Source organism: Streptomyces sp. NPDC029169, assembly GCF_055563935.1.
Genome location: NZ_JBVHXA010000007.1, coordinates 1 through 23,389, shown reverse-complemented (window position 1 = coordinate 23,389; position 23,389 = coordinate 1). Strand labels below are relative to the sequence as shown.

Below are 23,389 nucleotides of genomic sequence, written 5' to 3'. Positions count from 1 at the left end.
GCAGCGCCCCCTCCCCGGTCCCGCCGGCCCGGGCACCGGAGACGGGAAGCAGAAACAGGGGCAGAAACAGGACCGCCGCCAGGAGAGGCAGCCCGGCGTGCCGACGACGCATGACACCTCGCACCCAGGAGACGGAAAAGTCGGATGATCGTTCCGCCCATGCTGTCCAGACCTTCGGCATATGCCAACGGCAAGACACGCCCCCTTCCCCCTCCCCACCCCCGCTTTCACCCTCCCGGTCCCGCCCCGCCCCTCTGTGCGGCACCCTCCTGTACCTCCGCCTGTCCCTCGACCGGGACGGCAAGACTGCAATCGAACGGCAGGAAGCCGACTGCCGTGCCTGGGCCGAACACAACGGACTGACCGTCCGCAAGGTCCACATGGACAGAGGGCGCTCCGGCTACAAGACCGTTGAGCGCAAGGGCTTCGACGCCGCGCTGGCTTCAGTCACGGCAGGCGTCGTCGGCACGCTGATCGTCTGGAAACTGGACCGCCTGTCCCGCAAGGGCATCGGCCAGGTGGGCAAGGTGCTGGACGACATCGAGAAGGCCGGCGGCCGTCTCGTCTCGGTCGTGGACGGTCTCGACACATCGAACGACTCGGCGCGCATGGTCGTCGCCATGCTCGCTGAGCTCGCCCGGTCCGAGTCGAAGAACCTCGGTACGCGCGTCGGCCATGCCAAGCGCTACCTACGCAGCAAGGGCCAGTGGATCGGCGGACAGCCTCCGTACGGGCTGCTCATCGACCCGAAGACCAAGAAGCTCGTCCACGACCCGGACCACGCCGTCTACGCCCGCCTGATCGCGGATGAAGCACTCGCCGGAACCTCGTTGGTCAAGATCGCCCGACTCCTCAACGAGTACGAGATCCAGTCGCCCAGGGGTGGTCAGTGGAACGCGGCCAGCATCATGCAGCTCCTGCGCTCCCCGGCGTTCGCCGGCCTGATGCCGGAGACCGAGTTCATTGAGACGGACGACGGCGAGCGGAAGTACACGGGCAGGGTCTTTCCATACCGAGATCCCGAGACGCTCGACACGGTCGAGATCGGTGCGGGGATCATTACGGTCGGAGAGCGTGAACAGATCATCCGCACGCTGGAATCCAGAACGTTCGTGCACGCGGGAAAGCGGCGACCGAAGCCCGAGGGAACTGCACTGCTCACCGGACTCGTCTACTGTGCGGTTCCTGGCTGCGGTCGCCGGATGCACCGCGTGGGCGGGAGCTATCAGTGCATGGCTCGCCGTGCGGGCAACCAGTGCATCGGCGCTTCGGCGCTGGCTGAGGCCGTGGACGACTACGTGACCGAACAGTTCCTCACGAAGCTCCCGGGGCTCGAACCGCACGATCCGCTGCTTGTCGCAATCGCGGATCGCTGGGTGCACCGCGTGGACCCGGAGACCTTCGCGAGACGTGATGCGCTTACTTCCGAGATCCAGGACGAGGAAGCCCGCTTGGCTGACTTGGAGGACGCCCGCTACGTGCGCGGCGAGTTCAATGGCCCTGCAGCCGTGGAACGCTACAACCGGCTTTCGGAGCGACTGAGGGGCCGCATCGAGGGCCTTCGCACCGATCTCCACAGGCTCCCCATGCCCTCCGTGGACGTGTCACCGATGCTCCACGCCCTCACCCTGCGCGAGGCGTGGGCGGACGCGGCGAACGAAGACCGGCGCGATCGGTTGTCGCTCGCCATCGACCGGGTTGAAGTGAGTAAGGGAGTGCGCGGGCAGCGGATCGTCCCGGAGCAACGCATCCAGATCCATTGGGCGAAGCCGGCGGGCACCGACGCCGCCACCTGAGAACTACGGCAAGCGCCCCGCCGTCGGCAGCGGACAGACGTGACGCTCTCGCCCGGTTACCTCTGATCCAGCACACCGGCCGGACGGTCACATGACGTACCTTCGGGAGTCTCGGAAGTCGCCGCGGTGGAGTGCACGCCCTGAGCAGGCGGTTCTTACCTGCGTGATCCTGCGTTCACGGGCGGATGGCAAGCTTGAAGCATGAACGATGCCTCCGCGTCCCGCCGCCGTGCCCGTGTCCGTGCTCCCGAGCTGATCGGCAAGGGCGGCTGGCTCAACACCGGAGGCAAGGAGCTCACGCTCGCCGACCTGCGAGGTAAGTGCGTTGTTGTTGATTTCTGGACCTTCTGCTGCATTAACTGCCTCCACGTCCTCGACGAGCTCCGCGAACTCGAGGAGGAGCACCGCGACACGCTCGTGATCATCGGCGTGCACTCGCCGAAGTTCGTTCACGAGGCCGATCACCAGGCCGTCGTCGACGCCGTCGAGCGGTACGAGGTGCACCACCCGGTCCTCGACGACCCGGAGTTGGCGACCTGGAAGCAGTACGCGGTACGGGCCTGGCCGACGCTCGTCGTCATCGACCCCGAGGGGTACGTCGTCGCCCAGCACGCGGGCGAGGGGCACGCCAACGCGATCCGGACGCTCGTCGAGGAGCTGGAGGCCGAGCACGAGGCCAAGGGGACGCTGCGGCGCGGGGACGGGCCGTACGTGCCGCCGGAGCCGGTCGCGACCGACCTGCGCTTCCCCGGCAAGGTCGTCCTCCTCGGCAATGGCAACTTCCTGGTCTCCGACACCACCCGCCACGAGCTCGTGGAGCTGGAGCCGGACGGGGAGACCGTGGTGCGGCGGATCGGGGACGGTGCGTTCCGCGAGCCGCAGGGTCTCGCGCTGCTCCCCGACGGCAAGGTCGTCGTCGCCGACACCGTCAACCACGCGCTGCGCACCTTCGATCCGGCGACCGGCGCGATCGAGCTGATCGCCGGCACCGGGAAGCAGTGGTGGCAGGGCTCGCCGACGTCCGGCCGCGCCCTCGACGTGGACCTGTCCTCGCCGTGGGACGTGGCCTGGTGGCAGGGCAAGGTGTGGATCGCGATGGCCGGTGTCCACCAGCTGTGGACGTACGACCCGGAGACGCGCACCGTCCAGGTCGCGGCCGGTACGACGAACGAGGGGCTCGTCGACGGGCCGGCCGACGACGCCTGGTTCGCGCAGCCCTCGGGGCTCGCCGCCACCGAGGACCGGCTATGGATCGCCGACTCCGAGACCAGCGCCCTGCGGTGGATCGACACCGAGGGCATCGTCCACACCGCCGTCGGCACCGGGCTCTTCGACTTCGGCCACCGCGACGGCGCCGCCGGCCAGGCCCTGCTCCAGCACCCGCTGGGCGTCACGGCCCTCCCCGACGGGTCGGTCGCCATCTCCGACACGTACAACCACGCCCTGCGCCGCTACGACCTGGCGTCCGGCGAGGTGACGACGCTCGCCACCGATCTGCGCGAGCCGAGCGACGCCGTTCTCGTCGGCGACGAGATCGTGGTCGTCGAGTCGGCCCGGCACCGGCTGACCCGGCTGCGGCTGCCCGAGGAGGCGGTCCAGGTCGAGGCGGTCGCCCACCGCACCCGGCGCGAGGCCACCGAGGTCGCGCCCGGCCGGCTCCGGCTCGACGTGGTCTTCCAGGCGCCGACGGGCCAGAAGCTGGACGACCGTTACGGCCCCTCCACCCGGCTCCTCGTCTCCTCGACCCCGCCGGAGCTGCTGCTCGGCGGCGAGGGCACGGGCACGGACCTGTTCCGGGAGCTCGACATCAACCCGGAGATCACCGAGGGCGTCCTGCACGTGTCGGCCATGGCCGCCTCCTGCGACGACGACCCGGCCAACGAGTACCCGGCCTGCCATGTGCACCAGCAGGACTGGGGCGTCCCGGTGAAGGTGACCGACGGCGGCGCCGCCCGGCTCCCGCTGATCCTCGCGGGTATGGACGCCTAGGCCCGGCGCCTGCCCGGGGAGGCTCAGCCCTCCAGGAAGGCCACCAGGGCGTTCGCGAGGAGGTACGGGTCGTTCGCGCCGCACAGTTCGCGGGCGCTGTGCATCGAGAGGCAGGCGACGCCGATGTCGACCGTGCTGATGCCGTGGCGGGCCGCCGTGATCGGGCCGATCGTCGTGCCGCAGGGCATGTCGTTGTTGGAGACGAACGACTGCCATGGCACGCCCGCCTTCTCGCAGGCCGCGGCGAACACCGCCCGGCCGCTGCCGTCGGTGGCGTAGCGCTGGTTGACGTTCACCTTGAGGATCGGGCCGCCGTTGGGGCGCGGGTGGTGCGTCGGGTCGTGGCGTTCCGCGTAGTTGGGGTGGACGGCGTGGCCGACGTCGGAGGAGAGGCAGATCGAGCCGGCGAAGGCGCGGGCGCGGTCCTCGTAGGCGCCGCCGCGGGCGTAGACGGAGCGCTCCAGGACGTTGCCGAGCAGCGGGCCCTGGGCGCCGGTGTCGGCCTCGGAGCCGTTCTCCTCGTGGTCGAAGGCGGCGAGGACCGGGATGTACGGGAGGTCGTGCCGGGCCGATACGGCGGCCAGGGCGGCGACGCCCGCGTGCACGGAGATCAGGTTGTCCATCCGGGGGCCCGCGAGGAGTTCGCGGTCGCGGCCGAGGTAGGAGGGGGCCTCGATGGCGTGGACCATCAGGTCCCAGCCGCTGACGTCCTCGGCGTCGACGCCCGCCTCCTCCGCCACGAAGCGGATCAGGTCGCCCTCGTGGACCGCGCCGAGGCCCCAGATCGGCTGCATGTGGCGCTGGCGCTCCAGCTTGAGGCCGTCGTTGACCTGGCGGTCGAGGTGGATGGCGAGCTGCGGGACGCGCAGCACCGCGCGGTCCACGTTCACCAGGTGGTGGCGGCCGTCCCGCAGGGTGAGGCGGCCCGCGAGGCCGAGGTCGCGGTCGAGCCAGGTGTTGAGCAGCGTCCCGCCGTAGATCTCGACGGCGACCTGGCGCCAGCCCTGCGTACCCATGTCGGGCTGCGGCTTGACGCGCAGGTTGGGGGAGTCGGTGTGGGCGCCGACGATCCGGTACGGGGTGTGGGGCGTCGCGCCCTCCGGTACGTACCAGGCGATGAGCGCGCCCCCGCGGATCACGTACTTCCCGCCGGTCGTCCCGTCCCAGGCGGCGGTCTCCTCGACCTGTCGGAAGCCGGCCTTCTCCAGCCGCTCGGCGGCGTTCGCCACGGCGTGGTACGGCGACGGGGAGGCCGCCAGGAAGGTCATGAGGTCGTCGGTGTGGCCGCGGTCGAAGCGGGCGGTGCTCGTCATGGGTTCACCTTACGCACGCCCCGGATTCCGGAGTCGGGGCCCCGAAAAACGCCGAAGAACCAACCCCGAAGAACCCCTGAAGAACCCCTGAAGAACCCTGAAGAACCCCGGAAAAGACGGAACGGCCCACTCCCCTCCCCGGGAGCGAGCCGTTCCTTCATGGACGTGGCGCGTCGTACCAAGCGGTACTAGAACGCGGCCTCGTCCAGGTCCATCAGCGAGCCGTCGACCGCCTCGGCGAGCGCGCGCTCGGCGGAGACGCCCGGCAGGACGTTCGCGGCGAAGAACTTCGCGGCCGCGATCTTGCCCTGGTAGAAGGCCTGGTCCTTGGCGGAGGCGCCGGCGGCCAGCTTCTCGGCGGCGACGGCCGCACCCTTCAGCAGCAGGTAGCCGACGACCACGTCGCCGGAGGCCATCAGCAGGCGGGTGGTGTTGAGGCCGACCTTGTAGATGTTCTTGACGTCCTCGCCGGTGGCGGTGAGGTCGGTGAGCATCGTGCCGACGATGCCCTCCAGGTCCACGGCCGCCTTGGCGAGCGCGTCGCGGGCGCCGGCCAGCTCCTCGCCGCCGGTGCCGACCGCGAGGAACTTCTTGATCTCCTCGGCCAGCGCGTTCAGGGACGCGCCCTGGTCGCGGACGATCTTGCGGAAGAAGAAGTCCTGGCCCTGGATGGCCGTGGTGCCCTCGTAGAGGGTGTCGATCTTGGCGTCCCGGATGTACTGCTCGATCGGGTACTCCTGCAGGAAGCCGGAGCCGCCGAAGGTCTGGAGCGACTGCGCGAGCTGCTCGTAGCCCTTCTCGGAGCCGTAGCCCTTCACGATCGGCAGCAGCAGGTCGTTCAGGCCGATCTGGGCCTTCGCGTCCTCGCCCGCGGCCTCCTTGAGCTGGATCTCGTCCTGCACGGCGGCCGTGTAGAGGACGAGGGAGCGCATGCCCTCCGCGTACGCCTTCTGCGTCATCAGCGAGCGGCGGACGTCCGGGTGGTGCGTGATGGTGACCTTGGGGGCGGTCTTGTCCATGAACTGCGCCAGGTCGGTGCCCTGGACGCGCTCCTTGGCGTACTCCAGGGCGTTGAGGTAGCCCGTGGAGAGGGTGGAGATCGCCTTCGTGCCGACCATCATGCGGGCGAACTCGATGATGAGGAACATCTGGCGGATGCCGTCGTGCTTGTCGCCGATCAGCCAGCCCTTGGCGGGGTGCTGGTCGCCGAACGTCATCTCGCACGTGTTGGAGGCCTTGAGGCCCATCTTGTGCTCGACGTTCGTGGCGTACACGCCGTTGCGCTCGCCCAGCTCGCCGGTCTCCCAGTCGAAGTGGTACTTCGGCACGAGGAACAGGGAGAGGCCCTTGGTGCCGGGCCCTGCACCCTCGGGGCGGGCGAGGACGTAGTGGAGGATGTTCTCCGACATGTCGTGCTCGCCGGACGTGATGAAGCGCTTCACGCCCTCGATGTGCCAGGAGCCGTCCTCCTGCTGGATCGCCTTCGTACGGCCCGCGCCGACGTCCGAGCCCGCGTCGGGCTCGGTGAGGACCATGGTGGAGCCCCACTGCTTCTCGACGGCGATCTGCGCGATCTTCTTCTGCGCCTCGTTGCCCTCGGTGAAGAGGATGCCGGCGAAGGCCGGGCCGGAGGAGTACATCCACACGGCCGGGTTGGCGCCGAGGATCAGCTCCGCGTAGGCCCAGATCAGGGAGCGCGGGGAGGTGGTGCCACCGATCTCCTCGGGCAGGCCGAGCCGCCAGTACTCGGAGTCCATGAAGGCCTGGTACGACTTCTTGAAGCTCGCCGGGACCGGGGCGGTGTTGGTCTCCGGGTCGAAGACCGGCGGGTTGCGGTCGGCGTCGGCGAAGGACTCGGCCAGCTCGTTCTCGGAGAGGCGGGTCAGCTCCTCCAGGACGCTCTTGGCGGTCTCGACGTCCATCTCCTCGAACGGACCGGTGCCGTACACCTTGTCGCGCCCGAGTACCTCGAAGAGGTTGAACTCGATGTCGCGGAGATTCGACTTGTAGTGCCCCATGGCGACGGCTCCGTAAGGCTCGGGGAGGCAGGTTCCTCGTACACGTACCAGCGAGTAGCTAATGCTCTCTCCGATGATGCTACCCGCGGGTAATAAGAAGCAACCCCTATCCGACATCTGTGACGTCAATCGCTGCGTCAAGGGTTGCGGGCGGCTCGCCCACGGATCGGGGAATGATCCGTTCCGCCCGGGTGTGTCGCGTAACCGGGCCGCTACGGTCCGTGACGGCGCATGAAGATCACGTGCGCTCACACGAACCGGAGGTATCACTCATGCGACGTTCCTTCGTGAAGCTCGGCGGCCTGCTGGCCGGCACGATGATGGCCCTGACCGCGGCGGCCTCGTCCGCCCCCGCGACGGCGGCGGACCCGGCGTACTTCGAGTTCACGGACGTGACCCGCGAGACGGCCGTCGTACGCATCGACGACCCCGCCAAGATCCAGCACGCCCGTGACCTGCTCAGCGGCGAGACGAGCGAGCGGCCGCACCTCGTCGGCCGGATCGACAAGCGCCCCGCTCCCTACAACCCGCGCTGGAGCTACCACCTCCGGCCCGAGACCGTCGACTTCTTCGAGGTGGCCATCGAGGTCTGCGACGCGACCATGCCGTACGTCGAGGACCACCTCGACGAGGCGGGCGGTGCCTTCCTGCCGGGCCTCGTCTGGTGCCCCTGGACCTCGCAGCTGACCCGTGAGGTCAGTGCCCCGTAACTCCGGAGGGGGCGGCGGGCGGGGATGCGCACCGACTAGTCTCTGGGGCATGTACGGCTACGAGCAGAACCCGGGTGCGCAGCAGCAGTACGCCCCGCCTCCGCAGCAGGGGTACGCGCAGCAGCCGCCTCTGTACCCCGAGCCGTCGCCGCCCTCGCTCGCCGACGCCGTACGGGCGTTCACGACCGGGTCCCTGTCGGCCGAGGACTTCCAGCAGATCTTCGCGACCTCGAAGGTCTACTGCCCCCGCGGCGACAACCCCGGCTTCCTGGCCCTGCACAACACCCAGCAGCCCGTGATCCCGATGTTCACCTCCCTCAAGGAGCTGCGGCGGTACGCGGGCAAGGAGTCGAAGTACTTCGTCATCACCGGCGCCGAGGTGATCGACCTGCTCCCGACCGGCTACGGCTTCGTCCTCGACATGGAGGGCGACCACCGGGTGGTCTTCGATGCGAAGGCCGTGGAGCAGATGGTCGACTTCGCGATGCGCCGGATGTACGGCTAGCCGGATGTACGGCTAGAGGGCAGCCGCTCAGAGAGTGACCGGTCGGCGGGCAGCGGCTCAGAGAGTGACCGGCCGGCGGGCAGCGGCTCAGAGAGTGACCGGCCGGCGGGTGCCGGCCTTGCGCGCGCTCCGGTGTGTCCACCCGGCGTACGCGCACCACACCGCGGCGGCCAGCAGCGCCGCGGCCGCTCCCGCGCCCAGGATCAACGGTTCCGGGCGGAAGGCGAGCGCCAGCCGGGTGCTGAGGAACACGATGCCGCAGCAGACCCGGCCCGGCCCGTAGACCGGTATCCGCGCCGCCGTGGCGCGCAGCAGCGCGGCGGCGGCCAGGCCCGTGACGCCGCATACGGCGAGCAGCGGCCAAGGCGAGCCGGGGGCCGCGCTCGGGATGCCGAACTCGGGCGAACCCAGGCGGAACATCGAGGCCGCCCAGCCCAGGCCGAGGCCGCAGACGGTGACGGCCACACCCCAGAGCGCGTGACGCCACAGCGGGCCGGGCCTGGTCTCGCCCTCCTCGTGCTCTCCGTGCTCTCCGTGCTCTCCGTTCTCCGGCAGGTCGTCGTCGGGGTTCAGGGCATCCATCACGGACGGTAGGACGCCGGACGGCCGGTGACGGTTGGGTCCGCTCCGGGGAATGTCTTCGGGACGCTCCGCGTTCCGGGTGGCAGGAAGTTCATGGTTCAACTAAACTAGTCGCACAAGGAGGTCCCGCCATGCCCGCTGTGACTGTCGAGAACCCGCTCACCCTGCCGCGCGTCGCCGCCCCGGCCGACGCCGTCTCCCGCCCCGTGCTCGCCGTGACCACGGCCCCGTCCGGCTTCGAGGGCGAGGGTTTCCCGGTGCGCCGCGCGTTCGCCGGGATCAACTACCAGTACCTCGACCCGTTCATCATGATGGACCAGATGGGGGAGGTGGAGTACGGCCCGGGCGAGGCGAAGGGCACGCCCTGGCACCCGCACCGCGGCTTCGAGACCGTCACGTACATCATCGACGGCATCTTCGAACACCAGGACTCCAACGGCGGTGGCGGCACCATCACCAACGGCGACACCCAGTGGATGACCGCCGGATCGGGCCTGCTCCACATCGAGGCTCCGCCGGAGTCCCTCGTCGTCAGCGGCGGGATCTTCCACGGGCTCCAGCTGTGGGTGAACCTGCCGGCCTCCGACAAGATGATGGCCCCGCGCTACCAGGACATCCGCGGCGGTCAGGTCCAGTTGCTGACCTCCCCCGACGGCGGCGCGCTGATCCGCGTCATCGCGGGCGACCTCGACGGCCACGCCGGGCCTGGCGTCACGCACACCCCGATCACGATGATCCACGCGACCGTCCGGCCGGGCGCCGAGCTGACCCTGCCCTGGCGCGAGGACTTCAACGGCCTCGTCTACGTGCTCGCGGGGCGCGGCTCCGTCGGTACGGAGCGCAGGCCGGTCCACACGGGCCAGACCGCGGTCTTCGGCAAGGGCGGCGCGCTCACGGTGCGGGCGGACGAGAAGCAGGACGGGCACACGCCCGACCTGGAGGTCGTCGTCCTCGGCGGACAGCCGATCCGCGAGCCGATGGCGCACTACGGCCCGTTCGTCATGAACACCCAGGCCGAACTCCGCCAGGCCTTCGAGGACTTCCAGGCGGGCCGACTCGGCACGATCCCGGCGGTGCACGGGATCGGCGAGTAACAGCGACTACGGGTACGGGTACGGGGCCGGGCGCACGGCCCTGCCCCCGCCCGAGTAGAGGTACGGGGCCGGGCGCACGCCCCTGCCCCCGCCCCGTACCCGTACGAACTCTGACGGGGCGTCACTCGTCCGGCTCGTAGCGCAGGACGCCACGCCGGGCGGCGTGGTCCGGTGGACGGGTGCAGACGCAGAGGCCCCTCCTCCCCGAAGCCGCCCGACGGGTCGCCGCCTGGTGCGTGGTCGCGCTGCTCGTCGCGGGGGTCGCGGCCGTCGGGATCTGGCTGTGCGTCGTGTTCCAGACGGCCGTCACGCCCGTCCTGCTAGCGATCCTCGGCACCGCGCTCCTCGGGCCGCTCCACCGGCGCCTGGTGAAGATGAAGGTACGGAAGTCGCTCGCCGCCGGGCTCACCGTCCTCGCGGTCCTCGGCTTCGTCGGCGGCGCCACGTACATCGTCGTCGTCGCGCTCATCGAGACCGGCGACCAGATCATCACGTCGGTGCGGCAGGCCGCCGTCGACATTGCCGAGCACCTGGGGGCGGCCGGCACCTCGCTCGACGACCTCGCCAGGAACGCGAAGGCGCTGCTCGAGAGGTTCGGCGGGACCGCCGCCTCCGGGGTGATCTCCGGGCTCAGCGTCGTCGGCGAGGTGGCCGCCATGGCTCTCCTCGCCCTGCTGCTGATCTTCTTCTTCCTCCGGGACTCCGACAAGGCGGCCGGGGTTCTGCGCTCGATCGCCCCCGGCGCGAACGGCGACACGATGGAGGCCATGGGCCGCCGCGCCTTCGAGGCCGTCGAGGGTTTCATGCGCGGGACGACCATCGTCGCCCTGGTCGACGCCGTCCTCATCACCGTCGGGCTGCTGATCCTGCGGGTGCCGGGCGCCGTCGGGCTCGGCGCGCTCGTCTTCGTCACCGCCTACATCCCGTACCTCGGCGCCTTCCTCTCCGGGGCCGTCGCCATCCTCGTCGCGCTCGCCGACCGGGGCTTCGTCATCGCGCTGTGGGCCCTCGGCGTCGTCCTGGCCGTGCAGGTCCTGGAGGGGAACGTCCTCCAGCCCATGATCCAGAGCCGGACCGTGCAGATGCACCCGGCGGTCGTCATGCTCGCCATCACGGCCGGGGCGTCCGTCGCCGGGATCCTGGGCATGCTGCTGGCCGTACCGGTCACGGCGGCCGCGTTCGGCGTCATCGGCGAGCTGCGCGGCCGGTACGGGACGCAGGAGGCGTCCGCCCCGGAGTGAACCTGAGGCGTCCGCACGTGGTCAGGTCGCCGCCGGCATGCCGCCCGGCTCGAAGGACGCCAGCATCTTCTCCAGGGCGGCCTGGTCCGGGCCCACGAAGGGGTCCGCGTCCGGGGCCATCAGCAGCGTGTCGACCATCTGGCCGGTCATCCGCACCGCGGGCGGCAGATGCGTGGAGAGCACGATCTCCGGGTTCATCTCCCGCAGCGGCTCGACCGTCTCCCGGTACTTGCCCGGGGCCACCATGTGCACCCACGGGCTGTCCACGGTCGCCCACAGCAGCTGCGTCTGCCGCAGCTCCTCCGGCTTGAGGTCGTTCGCGTGCCCGCTCTCGGCGAGTTCGGCGGTGGGCATCGGCCCGCCGAAGCAGTCCGAGGTGAAGCAGATCCGGGTCTTCTCGTCGTAGAAGCCGACGGTCGCCGGGTTGTCGTAGAGCGGCGGCCGGAAGGCGTCGAGGGTGCGGTCACCGACGTCCAGGGACTGGCCGGGGTTGAGGAAGTAGACGCGGTCCATCGGCAGCGGGCGCTCGGTGGTCATGATCCCGGCGCCGAGGAAGGTGGTCACGACCTTCGCCCGGGGCGCGGCCACGAGCAGGTCGAAGATGCCGCCCGTGTGGTCGCGGTCGGGGTGCGTGAGCCAGATCCAGAGGACGTCGGCGGGGTCGATGACCGAGCCGAGCGCGTTGACGAAGTCGCGGTCGGCTATCGAGAGCCCGGTGTCGACGACGACGGGTTCCTGGGCCTTGAGGACGTAGGCGTTGGCGGGTATGTGACCGATCCCCGGCACTTCGAGGCTGTCGGCCAGGACGGTGGTGTCGCTTCCGACCCTGTGGGTGTCCATGGCGAACTCCGTGGTCCCCCCGGCGGCGGCGGTACGACACCAGTCTCCTCCCCGCCGGTGCGCCTCGCGCGCCGTGCACAGGGGGGCGGGTGTGCGCCCGCGGCGTGTGGAGACGGGGGACGGGTGTGCGCCCGCGCGGTGAACAGACGGGGGGCGGCTTTGCGCCCCGCGCGGTGTTCACAGACGGGGGCGACTACCGTGCCCGCGCCGTGCACAGCCGGGGGCGGCTGCGCGCCCGCGCAGCACACAGCCGCGGGCGACTACCGTGCCCGCGCAGCACACAGCCGCGGGCGACTACCGTGCCCGCGCCGTGCACAGCCCGAGGCGACTACGCCCGCGCGGTGTAGAGACGGGAGGCGGCTGCGCCCGCGCGGTGTACAGACGGGAGGCGGCTGCGCGCTCCCGGCGTGTACGGACGGGGGCGTCTGCGCGCCGCGCCGTGCGCAGCCGGGGCGACTACCGCGCCCGCGCGGTGCACAGCCTGGGGGCGCTGCGCGCCCGCGGCGTGTTGGACGGGCCCCGGCTGGGCGCCCGCGCCGTGCGCAGCGGGGGCGGCTGTGCGTCCGCGCCTTGTACAGAGGGGGCCAGCTACGCGCCCTCGCGCCGTGCGCAGCCGAGGGCGGCTGCGCCCGGCGGCGGGTACGACGGCGGTGACCACCGCGCCCGCGCCAAGCCAGGCGCGGCTGCGCGCCGCGCCACGCCCACCCAGGCGCGGCTACGCGCAGCAGCCCTTCTCCGATGCCGGCTCGTGGAGTTCGAACCAGATCGACTTGCCCTCGCCCCGCGGGTCCACGCCCCACGCGTGCGCCAGCATCTCCATCAGCACCAGGCCCCGCCCCGAGGACGCCATCTCCCCCGGGTGCCGCTTGTGCGGCAGCTCGTCGCTGGCGTCGGAGACCTCCACCCGGAGCCTCCGCGCGTCCGCCGCGCAGGTCACCTCCGCGACGAGGAGCGCGTCGCCGTCCGTGTGGATGAGGACGTTGGTGACCATCTCGGAGACCATCAGGACCGCCGAGTCGACCTGGTCCTCGTCCCGCCAGTCGTGCAGGAGCTGGCGCAGGTGCTGGCGGGCGGCCGCGATCCGCTGCGGCTCCGCCTGGGCGACGGTCATCATCGTGCGGCGCGGGGCCTGGACGGCGGTCGGGCCCTGGCGGGACAGGAGCAGGAGCGCGATGTCGTCCTCGCGGCGGTCTGCGAGCGGCCCAGTGGTGTGGTGGGACCCGGGCCCGTGGACGGCCTCGACGAGGCTGTCGGCCAGGTCCTCCAGGGAGTCCCCCTCGTGCCCTTCGAGCAGCGCGCGGATACGTTCCCAGCCGCTGTCGAGGTCGTGGCCGCCGGTCTCCAGGAGCCCATCGGTGCACATCATCAGGGTCTCGCCGGGCTCCAGGGTGAACCGGGTCGTCGGATAGTCGGTGTCGGGGTCGATGCCGAGGGGCAGCCCGCCGGCCGTGGGACGCAGGAGAACCGTTCCGTCGGTCATCCGGACCGCCGGGTCGGGGTGCCCGGCCCGGGCGATGTCCACGACACCGGCGACCGGGTCGATCTCCAGATAGAGGCAGGTGGCGAACCGGGGACCCCAGTCCGGCCGACCGCCGTCCGGCCGACCGCCGTCCGGCCGGCCGCCGTCCGGCCGACCGCCGTCCGGGGCACGGCCGCCGTCCAGGGCACGGCCACCCGGGCTCTCATGCGCCCCGTCCCCGGCCCCGTACCCGTCCACCCCCTCCCCGTCCCCGCTGGTGATCCCGTACAGGAACCGCGAGGCGCGCGAGAGGACGGCGTCCGGCCGGTGGCCCTCGGAGGCGTACGCGCGCAGGGCGATCCGGAGCTGGCCCATCAGCCCGGCGGCCCGGACGTCGTGCCCCTGGACGTCGCCGATGACGAGCGCGATACGGCCCCCGGGCAGCTGGATCATGTCGTACCAGTCGCCGCCGACCTGGAGCCCGCCGCCGGTCGGGACGTACCGCGCGGCCACGTGCAGCCCCGGGATCCCGGGGCCGAGGACCGGCATCATCGTGCGCTGCAGGCCCAGCGCCAGCTCGCGCTCGGACTCGGCGACACCGGCGCGGGCGAGGGCCTGGGCGAGCATCCGGGCGACGGTGGTGAGGACGGAGCGCTCGTCGGGGGTGAAGGCGACGGGGTGCTTGAAGGCGGCCATCCAGGCGCCCATGGTGCGGCCCGCGACGATCAGCGGGAGGTAGGCCCAGGACTGCCTGCCGAATCGTTGCGCCAGGGGCCAGGTCACCGGGAAGCGCCGCAGGTACTCGTCCGGCGACGGCAGATAGATCGCCCGCCCGGTCCGTACGACCTCGGCCGCCGGATAGTCGGTGTCCACCGACATCGAGGTGAAGGGGCCCTCGTCGCCCGCGTTGTGCCCGTGGTGGCCGATGATCGTCAGCCGCTCGCCGGCGACCCCGAAGACGGCGAGCCCGTCGGGCGAGAAGCCCGGCATGGAGAGCGAGGCGGCGACCCGGAGCACCTCGGCGGTCGACCGGGCCTCGGCCAGCGCCCGGCCCGCGTCGAGCAGGAACGCCTCGCGGGAGCGGCGCCAGTCGCCGGTGACGGGCGTACGGGCGGCGGTGCCGGGCTGCGGCTCGGCGACCTCCTGGAGGGTGCCGACGAGCTGGTAGGCGCCGTCCTCGATGAGCGGCTTGGACCTGCTCCGTACGGTACGGATCACCCGTCCGTTGCCGTCCATGATCCGGAGCCGGGCCTCGGCGAGGGTCCCTTCGGCGACGGCGAGGTTCACGACCCCGTCGATCTCGTTCCAGTCGACGGGATGAAACCGGGAGCGTACGGCCGCTTCGGTGAGCTGGGCCGGTTCGGCGGGCAGGCCGAGGAGCCGGGCGGCCTCGGCGTCGAGGGTCACGGTCCCGGAGGCGTTGTCCCAGCGCCACAGGCCGGTCGCGATCGCGGCCAGGACATCCTCGGTGCGCATTGACCTACTTTATGAATATCGGACTCCAGGTCGCCACTGAGCGTATTCGAAATGCGATCTCGGGTCTCCCGGTAGTCTTGATGGGTCTGCCGTCACGGCGGCACACCCCCATGGATCCCGAAGACTGGATGAACGACGATGCATCGGTACAGGTCCCACACCTGCGGCGAGCTCCGCGCCTCTGACGTCGGCACCGACGTCCGGCTGAGCGGCTGGCTGCACAATCGGCGCGACCTGGGCGGCATCCTCTTCATCGATCTGCGCGACCACTACGGCATCACGCAGCTCGTCGCCCGGCCCGGCACCGCCGCCGCCGAGGTGCTCGACAAGCTGACGAAGGAGACCGTCGTCCGCGTGGACGGCAAGGTCGTCTCGCGTGGCGCGGAGAACGTCAACCCGGAGCTTCCCACCGGCGAGATCGAGATCGAGGCGGCCGAGGTCGAGGTCCTGGGCGCGGCGAAGCAGATCCCGTTCACCGTCAACATGGACGACGGCGTGAACGAGGAGCGGCGCCTGGAGTACCGCTTCCTCGACCTGCGCCGCGAGCGCATGCACCGCAACATCATGCTGCGCTCGGCCGTCATCGCCTCCATCCGCTCGAAGATGGTGGCCCTCGGCTTCAACGAGATGGCGACCCCGATCCTCGCCGCGACCTCCCCCGAGGGCGCGCGTGACTTCGTCGTCCCGTCCCGGCTGAACCCGGGCAAGTTCTACGCCCTTCCGCAGGCGCCGCAGCAGTTCAAGCAGCTGCTGATGATCTCCGGCTTCGACCGCTACTTCCAGATCGCGCCGTGCTTCCGCGACGAGGACGCCCGCGCGGACCGTTCGCCGGGCGAGTTCTACCAGCTCGACGTCGAGATGAGCTTCGTCGAGCAAGAGGACGTCTTCCAGCCGATCGAGAAGCTCATGACCGAGCTCTTCGAGGAGTTCGGCGGCGGGCGGCACGTCACGTCCCCGTTCCCGCGGATTCCGTTCCGCGAGTCGATGCTCAAGTACGGCAACGACAAGCCGGACCTGCGGACCGAGCTGGAGCTCGTCGACATCTCGGACGTCTTCGAGAACTCGGAGTTCAAGGCCTTCGCCGGCAAGCACGTGCGTGCCCTGGCCGTCCCGAACACGGGCGACCAGCCGCGCAAGTTCTTCGACTCCCTGGGTGACTTCGCGGTCTCGCTGGGCGCGAAGGGCCTGGCGTGGGTGCGCGTGGGCGAGGGCAACGCGCTGACGGGCCCGATCGCCAAGTTCCTGACCGAGGAGAACGTCAAGGTCCTCACCGAGCGCCTCGGCCTGGAGCCGGGCCACGCGATCTTCTTCGGCGCGGGCGAGTTCGACGAGGTCTCCAAGATCATGGGCCCGGTCCGGGTCGAGGCCGCCAAGCGCGCCGGCCAGTTCGAGGAGAACGTCTTCCGGTTCGCGTGGATCGTGGACTTCCCGATGTACGAGCGGGACGAGGAGACCGGCAAGATCGACTTCTCGCACAACCCGTTCTCCATGCCGCAGGGCGGCCTGGAGGCCCTGGAGACCCAGGACCCGCTGGACGTCCTCGGCTGGCAGTACGACATCGTCTGCAACGGCATCGAGCTCTCCTCGGGCGCGATCCGGAACCACGAGCCCGAGATCATGTTCAAGGCCTTCGAGATCGCGGGCTACTCGCGCGAGACGGTCGAGGCCGAGTTCGCGGGCATGCTCCGCGCCTTCGAGTACGGCGCCCCGCCGCACGGCGGCATCGCCCCGGGCGTGGACCGCATCGTGATGCTCCTGGCCGACGAGCCGAACATCCGCGAAACGATCGCCTTCCCCCTGAACGGCAACGCCCAGGACCTCCTGATGGGCGCCCCGACGGAACTCGACGAGTCCCGCCTGAAGGAGCTGAACCTCCAGCTCCGCAAGCCGGTCGCCAAGGAGAAGCCGACGCCCGAGCGCCCGATCACCGAGGCGGTCCACCCGGACGCGGCGCGCGGCTGACGAGGCCGTAACTGGTTCACGCGAGAAGGCTCGGCTGGGGTGTCCCAGCCGAGCGTTCTTGCGTGAGCGGCGCGAGTGCTACGCGTCCTCGAAGATCCCCTCGGCGGAGGAGGCGGTGACGGCGCGGCGGAGCCAGCGCCGCAGCAGGCCCGGGTCGTCGCAGGTGGTGATGCGCTCGCGTACGTCGTCGGGGACGTCGATGCCGCGCACGTCGAAGACGGTCAGTACGTCCTCGACGGCCTGGCACAGGTAGCCTTCAGCGCGGATCTCCTCGGCGAGCCACGACTTGTAGAAGGAGCGGTCCACAGTTGCCGATCCTCCGTGCTTCGTCGCCGGCTACTCATCGCCGAACACGTCGTGCGCCGTGGGCGCGGTGACGGCGCGGCGCAGCCAGCGCCGCAGCAGTTCGAGATCGTCGCAGTTAGTGATGCGTTCCCGTACGTCGTCGGGGACGTCGATGCCCCGCGCGTCGAAGACGTCGAGTACGTCCTCGGCGCGGCTCTCGGCCCGGCCTTCAGCTCGGCCTTCGTCTCGGAGTTCTTCGGAGAGGGGCGACTTGTAGAAAGAGAGGTCCACGGCCACCAGTTTCCTCCAGAGTTCTGCGGATGGGTGCTTGCCCAGGCCTTGTGCGATGAGTTCGATGATCGGGTTGGCGAGTTCTGCCGGTGTGTCCGGCAGCACATGTGTCATCGCTTTGAGTATGGCCCCGATGTCCGGACTCGTGGCGTGGGTGATCGCGGACAGGGTGGCGAGCGCGAGGTCCTTTCGGACTTCGGCGGGGTTGGTGATCACCGGCATGTTGTGCGGCCCCGCGACCAGCGGGCACAGAGTGAGCAGGGGCCACTGAGGAGGGCCGAAGCGGACCGGGCGTGCGGCCCATTCGGCGGTCGCGCGGTCCTGGCAGACGACCAGCAGCATGGGCTGTAACCGGTACTTGGTGAGCAGGTAAGAGGCGTAGTACGCCCAGCTGGCGGGCTTGTCCGGGTCCTTCTTGCCCTGGGCCTCGACGGCGAGGAGGAAGGACCCGTCATCCTCCGTTTCGAGCCGCAGCAGAGTGTCGACGCGGCGTTCGAGGGGGCGGGTCTCGGTGAGGTCGTTGGGCAGGATGGTGACTGAGGTGGGCGAGGCGAAGTCGACGCCGAGCACCTCTGATACTCGGGAGAAGAGTCCCGGGTGTTCCTGGAAGATGCGGTGCATCGCCTCGTGGGGCGAGCTGACCATAGGGGTTCCTGTGAGATTGGGGATTGCCTCTGGCACATGCCAAGGCGTGGCTTGTGGCGAGCGTAGGGGGCAACGCGGTCCGGACTGAGGTCAGTTGGCGATGTTCACCCGGAGGGGTGAGCCTCGGTCGATTCCGTCAGGCAGCCGCGGCAGCGGCCGGGTTCGGCCGCGCGGAATGCGAGGTCGCAGACGTCGCAGTTCTGGAGGGGATGGAGCACGCCCGGGGCCCGGAACGGCGGCAGGGGCGGGAGTTTGGCGGCGAGGCGGTGGGCCAGGAGTGCGGCCGGGCGCTGGAGGGGTTCCGGCGGCAGGTCGGAGGTCAGGGCGCGGTGGACGGCCTCGGGGGTGAGGTCGCGTTCGAGCCAGGCGGCGACTCCGGGGGCGAGGTGTTCGGTGTCCGTGGCGGAGAGCAGTAGGCGGGGGTCCTCGCGGCGGAGGCCGGCGAGGACTCCGATGGCGGTCTGGAGCAGGTCGGGGGCGGGATACGCGGGCTGCGGTACGGCGGGCAGGGCGCGGCGGCGCGGTGGCTTGTCGGCGGCCCGCCGGGGCGGGGGCTGGGGCCTCGGCTCGTCCCCGCCCCCGTCGCCGGTCCGCCCCGGCTGGTTGCAGGAGACCGTACGGGTGACGATGCGGCCCTCCTCGGTGCGTACGCGGGTACGGCGCAGATAGCCGTGGGCCTCCAACTCGCGCAGGGCTGCGGCAATCCGGGTCTTCCCCTCCGGGAAGCGGGCGGCAAGGGTCCCGATGTCGATCTGGGCCCCGCCGGGGAGGGACTGGATGTGAACGGCCAGGCCGATGGCCAGCAGCGACAACTCGGCATGCTGGGCGAGGTGGTTGCCGATCACCGTGAAGCGGGTGGTGTGGCGGGCGTTGTCGTGGATGACGCCGCCGCAGCGCCGGTTCGGGTGGCTTTTCCCGCTGTTACGGGACTGGGCGTGCGGGCGCACGCTAGTGTTCTGAGTATCCATCGGGAAGGGTCCAGACTTCCTCGGTGGTCAGGCCCTCGCAATGGGATTCGCACTCCCGGCGGGGGCCGACCCATGTCGGCAGTGATGTGGTGTGTCGCGCTGAGCGTAGATCAAGCAACCCGTCCCAAAGCCAGCCGAGTTGGTCTTTTTCACTCAAGTGAGTGAGTCCGGCCTGAGCGGGGAGGAGGGGTGGGGCCTGGTCCGGTTTCTTTCTCTCTCGTCGTCCTTGGGGAGACCGTCGGCCTCACCGACGTCCGCATTCACGGACTCCGGTGCGTGGCAGGTCGAGTTCGGCCCATACGGTCTTCCGGGGTACGGGACCGAGTCCGACGCCCCACCGGTCGGCGAGCGCCTCGACGAGGAGCAGCCCACGCCCGCGCCCGAGCCGAGGGAGGTCGTCACCCCGGGTGTCCGTGACTTCGATACGGAGGGTGTCCGCCTGGGCGAGGAGCGCGAGACGGAAGTCCCGGCCGGCGACCCTGCCGTGAGTGGCCGCGTTCGCGGCGAGCTCGGCGACGACATGCTCGGCGGCCTCACTGACGCGGTACGGCACCTCCCAAGTGCGCAGCCACTCGACGGCAAGCAGCCGGGCGAGGCGGGCTCCGCGTGGCGTAGGGGACAACTGGACGCTGAAGTGACGTGTCGGGTACGTGAGTTGGATGGCGATGTTCTGCTTCATGTCACCGAGCGTGGCGGCCCGCCCGTACCGTGAACAGTGACGACGCCGATGCGTAGGGTGACTGTCCGAGGCTTGTCCACTGCTGTCCGGGCTGTCGGGACCCGTCCGACGGGTAGGGGCGTCGCGACATGGAGGCACGACGGAGGGGTACGGCATGTCGGTGGACGGCGAGGTACGACGGCTCAAGACCGAGGCGGACGAACCGGGCTGGGAGGTGGACCCGGACGACGACTGGGGTGTGGCCGTCGTCGCCACCGTAGGACGGCAGTTGAGGCTGCGGAGGGAGGCGGTAGGGATGCGGGCCGCCGACTTCGGCGAGGCGGTCGGCTACGGCGAGGACATGATCTACAAGATCGAGGGCGGGAAGCGGATCCCGAGGCCCGAATTCCTGGACAAGGCGGACGAGGTCCTGGGCGCGGGCGGGCAGGTCGCGGCCATGAAGGAGGACGTGGCGAAGGTCCGGTACCCGAAGAAAGTACGGGACCTGGCGATGCTGGAGGCCAGAGCGGTGGAGCTCCAGCTGTACGACCCGCTCAACATCCACGGCCTGTTGCAGACACCGGAGTACGCACGCGGACTGCTCCTGATGCGTCGTCCGGCGTACACGCAGGACGACGTGGAGCGGATGGTGGCCGGCCGCGTGGCTCGGCAGGCCGTCTTCGAGAGGGACCCCGCACCGGAACTCAGCTTCGTCCTGGAGGAGTGGACGCTCCGGCGTCCGCTGGGCGGGAGGGGGTTGCTGCGTTCCCAGCTGGAACACCTGCTGGAGGTCGGGCAGTTGCGGAACGTCGAGCTCCAGGTGATGCCGATGGACCGCGAGGAGCACGCCGGACTGGCAGGCGGCATCGAGGTGCTGAAGTTCGAGGACGGCTCGGTCGTCGGACGCTCGCCGGCCGTTGCCAACGGCCGACCGGTGACCGACCCGAAACAGCTCCGTATCCTGGAACTGCGCTATGGCATCATCCGGACTCAGGCCCTCACTCCCCGTGAGTCCACCGCCCGCATCGAGCAACTGCTGGGAGAGACATGATCCGCAAGGCCTCCGCCGGGGACACCTCCGAACTGACGTGGTTCAAGAGCAGCTACAGCAGCAGCAGCGAAGGCGACTCCTGCGTCGAGGTCGCCCCCACCCCCGGCACGATCCACGTCCGCGACTCCAAGTGCCTCGACGGCCCTCAGCTCGCGCTCACTCCGGGCGCCTGGGCGGGCTTCGTGTCGTACGCGTCGCGCAGCTGACATCCCCAACTACACACGCCCCGCGCCTGGTTGTCGCAGGACGCGGGGCACGTGATCGTACGGCTCAGAACCGGGCGTCCGACCGGGGGAAAGAGCCCCCCGTCATCGAAGCGCCCCCACACCCCCTATGCCGGGCAGGCACGTCAGCCCGCCTGAACGGGCGCCCACAGATCAAGACTCCATACGTCACCGTGACCGACCCGATAGCCTCGCTCCTCATCCTCGTCGTCCACGGCGAGGATGGAGACGTTCGAGGGTGCTGCGCGGTACTCGAGAAATCCGCCCTGGTCGGTGACCTTCCACTCCAGGGCGTCCGGGGTGCGGGAGAGTTCGTCCTGCAACTCCTCCCAGGACATGTATCGAGGAAACTCGATCCCCATGTTCCGCGCCCATTCCCGTGCCAAGTCGCCGTCCGACGCCAGGCGATGTAGCTGGATGGATGCGGTGGCCATGACCCATTCCGGCGCTGGGTTGAAGGCGAACTCGATAAGTCCGGAGTCTCGCCGCAGCCACGTTCCCTCTTCGCCGACAACGTCGACGAAGGGATGGTGGAAAGCCCGATCGACGTCGCCCAGTGTCGAGCCGATGCCGATCCCGTGCAGCTTTCCAGTGGTGATGAAAGAGGCGAGAAATCCAATGCCTGTCACGTCCAGTTCTCCAGTGTGTCGATCAGTGCCTGGCGGACGAAGTCGCCCCCGCTCAACCAGCGATCTCGCCCCGGCGAGGACGGTGCACGCCTCAGTGTAAGAACCTTCACCAGCGGTGCCGCGACCCGCGTGGATCACGCGGTCGGGACTGCGCGAGACGTTCCAGCCGGCCCGGGATCTCGCCATCAGCGGCCTCCGGATGCGGGCCGATCCGGTCAGTGGGCGGGTGCCGAAGGCGTGCCTCTGGCGGCGGGAGTGACCTCGCACGACTCCCCTGACGCACCTCCAACAACAGCGCCATCGCGTCCACCAAGTCCGCTGCCAGGACAGCTTCACACTCGGCTCTTGATCAACTCGGTCCCTCTACGAGAGCGACACCTTTACCCGCTCACCAGCATGTTTGGATGCACGCTCAAGATCCACAACAGAAAGGGATCACGAGCTATGCGCATCCGGCGCCCCGTACTCGTCGCTACCGCCGCGGCCCTCGCCCTCGTCCCCCTCAACGCCCAGGCCGCATCCAACCAGCAGCCCAAGGAACCCGCCGGCGTCACCATCGGCGAAGAGACCAGCACCGACCGCGAGATACGCGAGTACTGGACACCAGAGCGCCTGAAGAACGCCAAGGAACTCGCCCCCACCAACAGGGGAAAGCACACCGCCAACGGCGACAGCCATACCTCCGGCACTGGCAGGATCTTCGCCTCCGCATCCGCAGCCAAGCCGAAGAAGACCACCACCACCACCACCAGCACGATGACGCCGATGGCCGCCGCCGAGGTCGCCGTCGCACAGGAAGTCCCCTACACCACGCAGCCGTCCTACTCCATCGTCGGCAAGCTGTTCTTCAAGAAGCCCGGTGCGACCACCGAGTCCAAGTGCAGCGCCTCTGTGATCGTCTCCAACAACCGCAACACCCTGTGGACCGCCGCCCACTGCGCACACATGGGTGACGGCACCGGTTCCGCAGGGTTCATGAACGACATGTACTTCATCCCCGGCTACCGCGACGGGGCCGCCCCCTATGGCGCGTGGACCGTCAAGTACAAGGTCGTCAACGACGACTGGATCGACAACGGCGACATGTTCGACGCCGACTACGCGGCCCTCGTGCTGAACGATCACCCGACCCGCGGGAAGCTGCAGGACAACGTTGGTGCGCTCGGCTACTACTTCGCCGAGAATGTGGAGGAGTACGACGACATTTACGCGGCGGGTTACCCGGGCGAGGGCTACAACCGCACCGACATGATCGGTGAGCGGATGTTCTACTGCTACGGCAACACCATCGACGCCGGTCCTTACGACCCGTTCATCGACGACCGCAAGGAGATGGACTGCGACCAGGGCAAGGGCTCATCCGGCGGCCCGTGGATCTGGGGCAAGTCCACGACCAACCCGAGGATCGTCGCGAACTTCTCGCACTACGAGGGGGACCCCCGCGTCGATGACGACATCTTCTCCAGCGAGTACGACTCGAAGTCGGCGAACACGATCAACACTGCCAACACGCTGAGCTAGCCGCCGGCAGCCGACACGAAGGGGCCCCGAGCATCCCGGATGCTGTTGGCAAATCCGGGGCCTGTGCGTGACGTCGGCCTTCGAGACCTGGTTGTGGTCTTGAAGGCCGACGTTGTCGTATGGGGTGGGTGC

The 23,389-nt window shown here is 69.8% G+C and carries 20 protein-coding genes; 10 read left to right on the top strand and 10 right to left on the bottom strand.

Annotation, left to right across the window (positions count from 1 at the left end; genetic code table 11):
* Positions 1-110 precede the first annotated feature (110 nt).
* Positions 111-1,796, top strand: coding sequence for a recombinase family protein (locus tag ACZ4VI_RS15145; RefSeq protein ID WP_467999668.1), 1,686 nt, complete (start codon positions 111-113; stop codon positions 1,794-1,796).
* A 201-nt stretch (positions 1,797-1,997) separates the two neighbouring features.
* Positions 1,998-3,785: an NHL domain-containing thioredoxin family protein gene (locus ACZ4VI_RS15140; protein WP_467999667.1), complete on the top strand. Its 1,788-nt coding sequence runs from the start codon at positions 1,998-2,000 to the stop codon at positions 3,783-3,785.
* A 23-nt stretch (positions 3,786-3,808) separates the two neighbouring features.
* Here the strand turns inward: ACZ4VI_RS15140 and ACZ4VI_RS15135 are convergent, their stop codons facing one another.
* Together ACZ4VI_RS15135 and ACZ4VI_RS15130 are read right to left on the bottom strand one after the other, a co-directional pair.
* Entirely contained in the window at positions 3,809-5,098 is a 1,290-nt protein-coding gene (locus ACZ4VI_RS15135; RefSeq protein ID WP_467999666.1) for a M18 family aminopeptidase, read from the bottom strand.
* Positions 5,099-5,286: 188 nt separating this feature from the next.
* Positions 5,287-7,116 (bottom strand): acyl-CoA dehydrogenase, encoded by a 1,830-nt coding sequence (locus ACZ4VI_RS15130; RefSeq protein ID WP_467999665.1) that lies wholly within the window; start codon positions 7,114-7,116, stop codon positions 5,287-5,289.
* Positions 7,117-7,388: 272 nt separating this feature from the next.
* Here ACZ4VI_RS15130 and ACZ4VI_RS15125 point away from each other — a divergent pair, with 272 nt between their 5' ends.
* Both ACZ4VI_RS15125 and ACZ4VI_RS15120 read left to right on the top strand, forming a co-directional pair.
* Entirely contained in the window at positions 7,389-7,826 is a 438-nt protein-coding gene (locus ACZ4VI_RS15125; RefSeq protein WP_467999664.1) for a BP74-related protein, read from the top strand.
* A 49-nt stretch (positions 7,827-7,875) separates the two neighbouring features.
* Entirely contained in the window at positions 7,876-8,331 is a 456-nt protein-coding gene (locus ACZ4VI_RS15120; RefSeq protein ID WP_467999663.1) for an SseB family protein, read from the top strand.
* 87 nt (positions 8,332-8,418) lie between these two features.
* On the opposite strand, the gene ACZ4VI_RS15115 is transcribed toward ACZ4VI_RS15120, so the two are convergent.
* On the bottom strand, positions 8,419-8,913 hold the full coding sequence (locus tag ACZ4VI_RS15115; protein WP_467999662.1) for a hypothetical protein: 495 nt from the start codon (positions 8,911-8,913) through the stop codon (positions 8,419-8,421).
* A 131-nt stretch (positions 8,914-9,044) separates the two neighbouring features.
* Here ACZ4VI_RS15115 and ACZ4VI_RS15110 point away from each other — a divergent pair, with 131 nt between their 5' ends.
* Together ACZ4VI_RS15110 and ACZ4VI_RS15105 are read left to right on the top strand one after the other, a co-directional pair.
* Entirely contained in the window at positions 9,045-10,007 is a 963-nt protein-coding gene (locus ACZ4VI_RS15110) for a pirin family protein (protein WP_467999661.1), read from the top strand.
* A 179-nt stretch (positions 10,008-10,186) separates the two neighbouring features.
* Positions 10,187-11,248, top strand: coding sequence for an AI-2E family transporter (locus ACZ4VI_RS15105; RefSeq protein ID WP_467999660.1), 1,062 nt, complete (start codon positions 10,187-10,189; stop codon positions 11,246-11,248).
* Between the two features lie 21 nt (positions 11,249-11,269).
* On the opposite strand, the gene ACZ4VI_RS15100 is transcribed toward ACZ4VI_RS15105, so the two are convergent.
* Together ACZ4VI_RS15100 and ACZ4VI_RS15095 are read right to left on the bottom strand one after the other, a co-directional pair.
* Positions 11,270-12,088 carry an oxygen-binding di-iron domain-containing protein gene (locus ACZ4VI_RS15100; protein ID WP_467999659.1) on the bottom strand — a complete coding sequence of 273 codons (819 nt, stop codon included), beginning with the start codon at positions 12,086-12,088 and terminating at the stop codon, positions 11,270-11,272.
* A 715-nt stretch (positions 12,089-12,803) separates the two neighbouring features.
* The gene (locus ACZ4VI_RS15095) at positions 12,804-15,023 is read right to left on the bottom strand and encodes an ATP-binding SpoIIE family protein phosphatase (RefSeq protein ID WP_467999658.1); all 2,220 of its coding nucleotides are present in this window, start codon (positions 15,021-15,023) and stop codon (positions 12,804-12,806) included.
* A 138-nt stretch (positions 15,024-15,161) separates the two neighbouring features.
* Here ACZ4VI_RS15095 and aspS point away from each other — a divergent pair, with 138 nt between their 5' ends.
* Positions 15,162-16,985 (top strand): aspartate--tRNA ligase, encoded by a 1,824-nt coding sequence (gene aspS, locus ACZ4VI_RS15090; RefSeq protein ID WP_467999657.1) that lies wholly within the window; start codon positions 15,162-15,164, stop codon positions 16,983-16,985.
* A 78-nt stretch (positions 16,986-17,063) separates the two neighbouring features.
* On the opposite strand, the gene ACZ4VI_RS15085 is transcribed toward aspS, so the two are convergent.
* The 4 genes from ACZ4VI_RS15085 to ACZ4VI_RS15070 all read right to left on the bottom strand — a co-directional run bounded on the left by ACZ4VI_RS15085 (position 17,064) and on the right by ACZ4VI_RS15070 (position 19,853).
* On the bottom strand, positions 17,064-17,291 hold the full coding sequence (locus ACZ4VI_RS15085; protein ID WP_467999656.1) for a hypothetical protein: 228 nt from the start codon (positions 17,289-17,291) through the stop codon (positions 17,064-17,066).
* 30 nt (positions 17,292-17,321) lie between these two features.
* The gene (locus ACZ4VI_RS15080; protein ID WP_467999655.1) at positions 17,322-18,206 is read right to left on the bottom strand and encodes an RpnC/YadD family protein; all 885 of its coding nucleotides are present in this window, start codon (positions 18,204-18,206) and stop codon (positions 17,322-17,324) included.
* Between the two features lie 104 nt (positions 18,207-18,310).
* Positions 18,311-19,174: a helix-turn-helix domain-containing protein gene (locus ACZ4VI_RS15075; protein ID WP_467999654.1), complete on the bottom strand. Its 864-nt coding sequence runs from the start codon at positions 19,172-19,174 to the stop codon at positions 18,311-18,313.
* Between the two features lie 244 nt (positions 19,175-19,418).
* Positions 19,419-19,853, bottom strand: coding sequence for an ATP-binding protein (locus ACZ4VI_RS15070; protein ID WP_467999653.1), 435 nt, complete (start codon positions 19,851-19,853; stop codon positions 19,419-19,421).
* A 154-nt stretch (positions 19,854-20,007) separates the two neighbouring features.
* On the opposite strand from ACZ4VI_RS15070, the gene ACZ4VI_RS15065 reads away from it, so the two are divergent.
* Both ACZ4VI_RS15065 and ACZ4VI_RS15060 read left to right on the top strand, forming a co-directional pair.
* Complete coding sequence (locus ACZ4VI_RS15065) at positions 20,008-20,883, top strand: helix-turn-helix domain-containing protein (RefSeq protein WP_467999652.1); 876 nt, start codon at positions 20,008-20,010, stop codon at positions 20,881-20,883.
* The gene (locus ACZ4VI_RS15060) at positions 20,880-21,089 is read left to right on the top strand and encodes a DUF397 domain-containing protein (RefSeq protein ID WP_467999651.1); all 210 of its coding nucleotides are present in this window, start codon (positions 20,880-20,882) and stop codon (positions 21,087-21,089) included. Before ACZ4VI_RS15065 ends, ACZ4VI_RS15060 begins: the two co-directional genes overlap by 4 nt.
* A gap of 143 nt (positions 21,090-21,232) precedes the next feature.
* On the opposite strand, the gene ACZ4VI_RS15055 is transcribed toward ACZ4VI_RS15060, so the two are convergent.
* Complete coding sequence (locus ACZ4VI_RS15055) at positions 21,233-21,736, bottom strand: hypothetical protein (RefSeq protein ID WP_467999650.1); 504 nt, start codon at positions 21,734-21,736, stop codon at positions 21,233-21,235.
* Between the two features lie 444 nt (positions 21,737-22,180).
* Here ACZ4VI_RS15055 and ACZ4VI_RS15050 point away from each other — a divergent pair, with 444 nt between their 5' ends.
* Positions 22,181-23,257 carry a trypsin-like serine peptidase gene (locus ACZ4VI_RS15050; protein ID WP_467999649.1) on the top strand — a complete coding sequence of 359 codons (1,077 nt, stop codon included), beginning with the start codon at positions 22,181-22,183 and terminating at the stop codon, positions 23,255-23,257.
* Positions 23,258-23,389: the final 132 nt, after the last annotated feature.

Coding starts and splice junctions, on each gene's coding strand:
- ACZ4VI_RS15145 (WP_467999668.1), top strand. CDS start 111: ATGACACCTCGCACCCAGGAGACGGAAAAGTCGGATGATCGTTCCGCC.
- ACZ4VI_RS15140 (WP_467999667.1), top strand. CDS start 1,998: ATGAACGATGCCTCCGCGTCCCGCCGCCGTGCCCGTGTCCGTGCTCCC.
- ACZ4VI_RS15135 (WP_467999666.1), bottom strand. CDS start 5,098: ATGACGAGCACCGCCCGCTTCGACCGCGGCCACACCGACGACCTCATG.
- ACZ4VI_RS15130 (WP_467999665.1), bottom strand. CDS start 7,116: ATGGGGCACTACAAGTCGAATCTCCGCGACATCGAGTTCAACCTCTTC.
- ACZ4VI_RS15125 (WP_467999664.1), top strand. CDS start 7,389: ATGCGACGTTCCTTCGTGAAGCTCGGCGGCCTGCTGGCCGGCACGATG.
- ACZ4VI_RS15120 (WP_467999663.1), top strand. CDS start 7,876: ATGTACGGCTACGAGCAGAACCCGGGTGCGCAGCAGCAGTACGCCCCG.
- ACZ4VI_RS15115 (WP_467999662.1), bottom strand. CDS start 8,913: ATGGATGCCCTGAACCCCGACGACGACCTGCCGGAGAACGGAGAGCAC.
- ACZ4VI_RS15110 (WP_467999661.1), top strand. CDS start 9,045: ATGCCCGCTGTGACTGTCGAGAACCCGCTCACCCTGCCGCGCGTCGCC.
- ACZ4VI_RS15100 (WP_467999659.1), bottom strand. CDS start 12,088: ATGGACACCCACAGGGTCGGAAGCGACACCACCGTCCTGGCCGACAGC.
- ACZ4VI_RS15095 (WP_467999658.1), bottom strand. CDS start 15,023: ATGCGCACCGAGGATGTCCTGGCCGCGATCGCGACCGGCCTGTGGCGC.
- aspS (WP_467999657.1), top strand. CDS start 15,162: ATGCATCGGTACAGGTCCCACACCTGCGGCGAGCTCCGCGCCTCTGAC.
- ACZ4VI_RS15080 (WP_467999655.1), bottom strand. CDS start 18,206: ATGGTCAGCTCGCCCCACGAGGCGATGCACCGCATCTTCCAGGAACAC.
- ACZ4VI_RS15075 (WP_467999654.1), bottom strand. CDS start 19,174: ATGGATACTCAGAACACTAGCGTGCGCCCGCACGCCCAGTCCCGTAAC.
- ACZ4VI_RS15070 (WP_467999653.1), bottom strand. CDS start 19,853: ATGAAGCAGAACATCGCCATCCAACTCACGTACCCGACACGTCACTTC.
- ACZ4VI_RS15065 (WP_467999652.1), top strand. CDS start 20,008: ATGTCGGTGGACGGCGAGGTACGACGGCTCAAGACCGAGGCGGACGAA.
- ACZ4VI_RS15060 (WP_467999651.1), top strand. CDS start 20,880: ATGATCCGCAAGGCCTCCGCCGGGGACACCTCCGAACTGACGTGGTTC.
- ACZ4VI_RS15050 (WP_467999649.1), top strand. CDS start 22,181: ATGCGCATCCGGCGCCCCGTACTCGTCGCTACCGCCGCGGCCCTCGCC.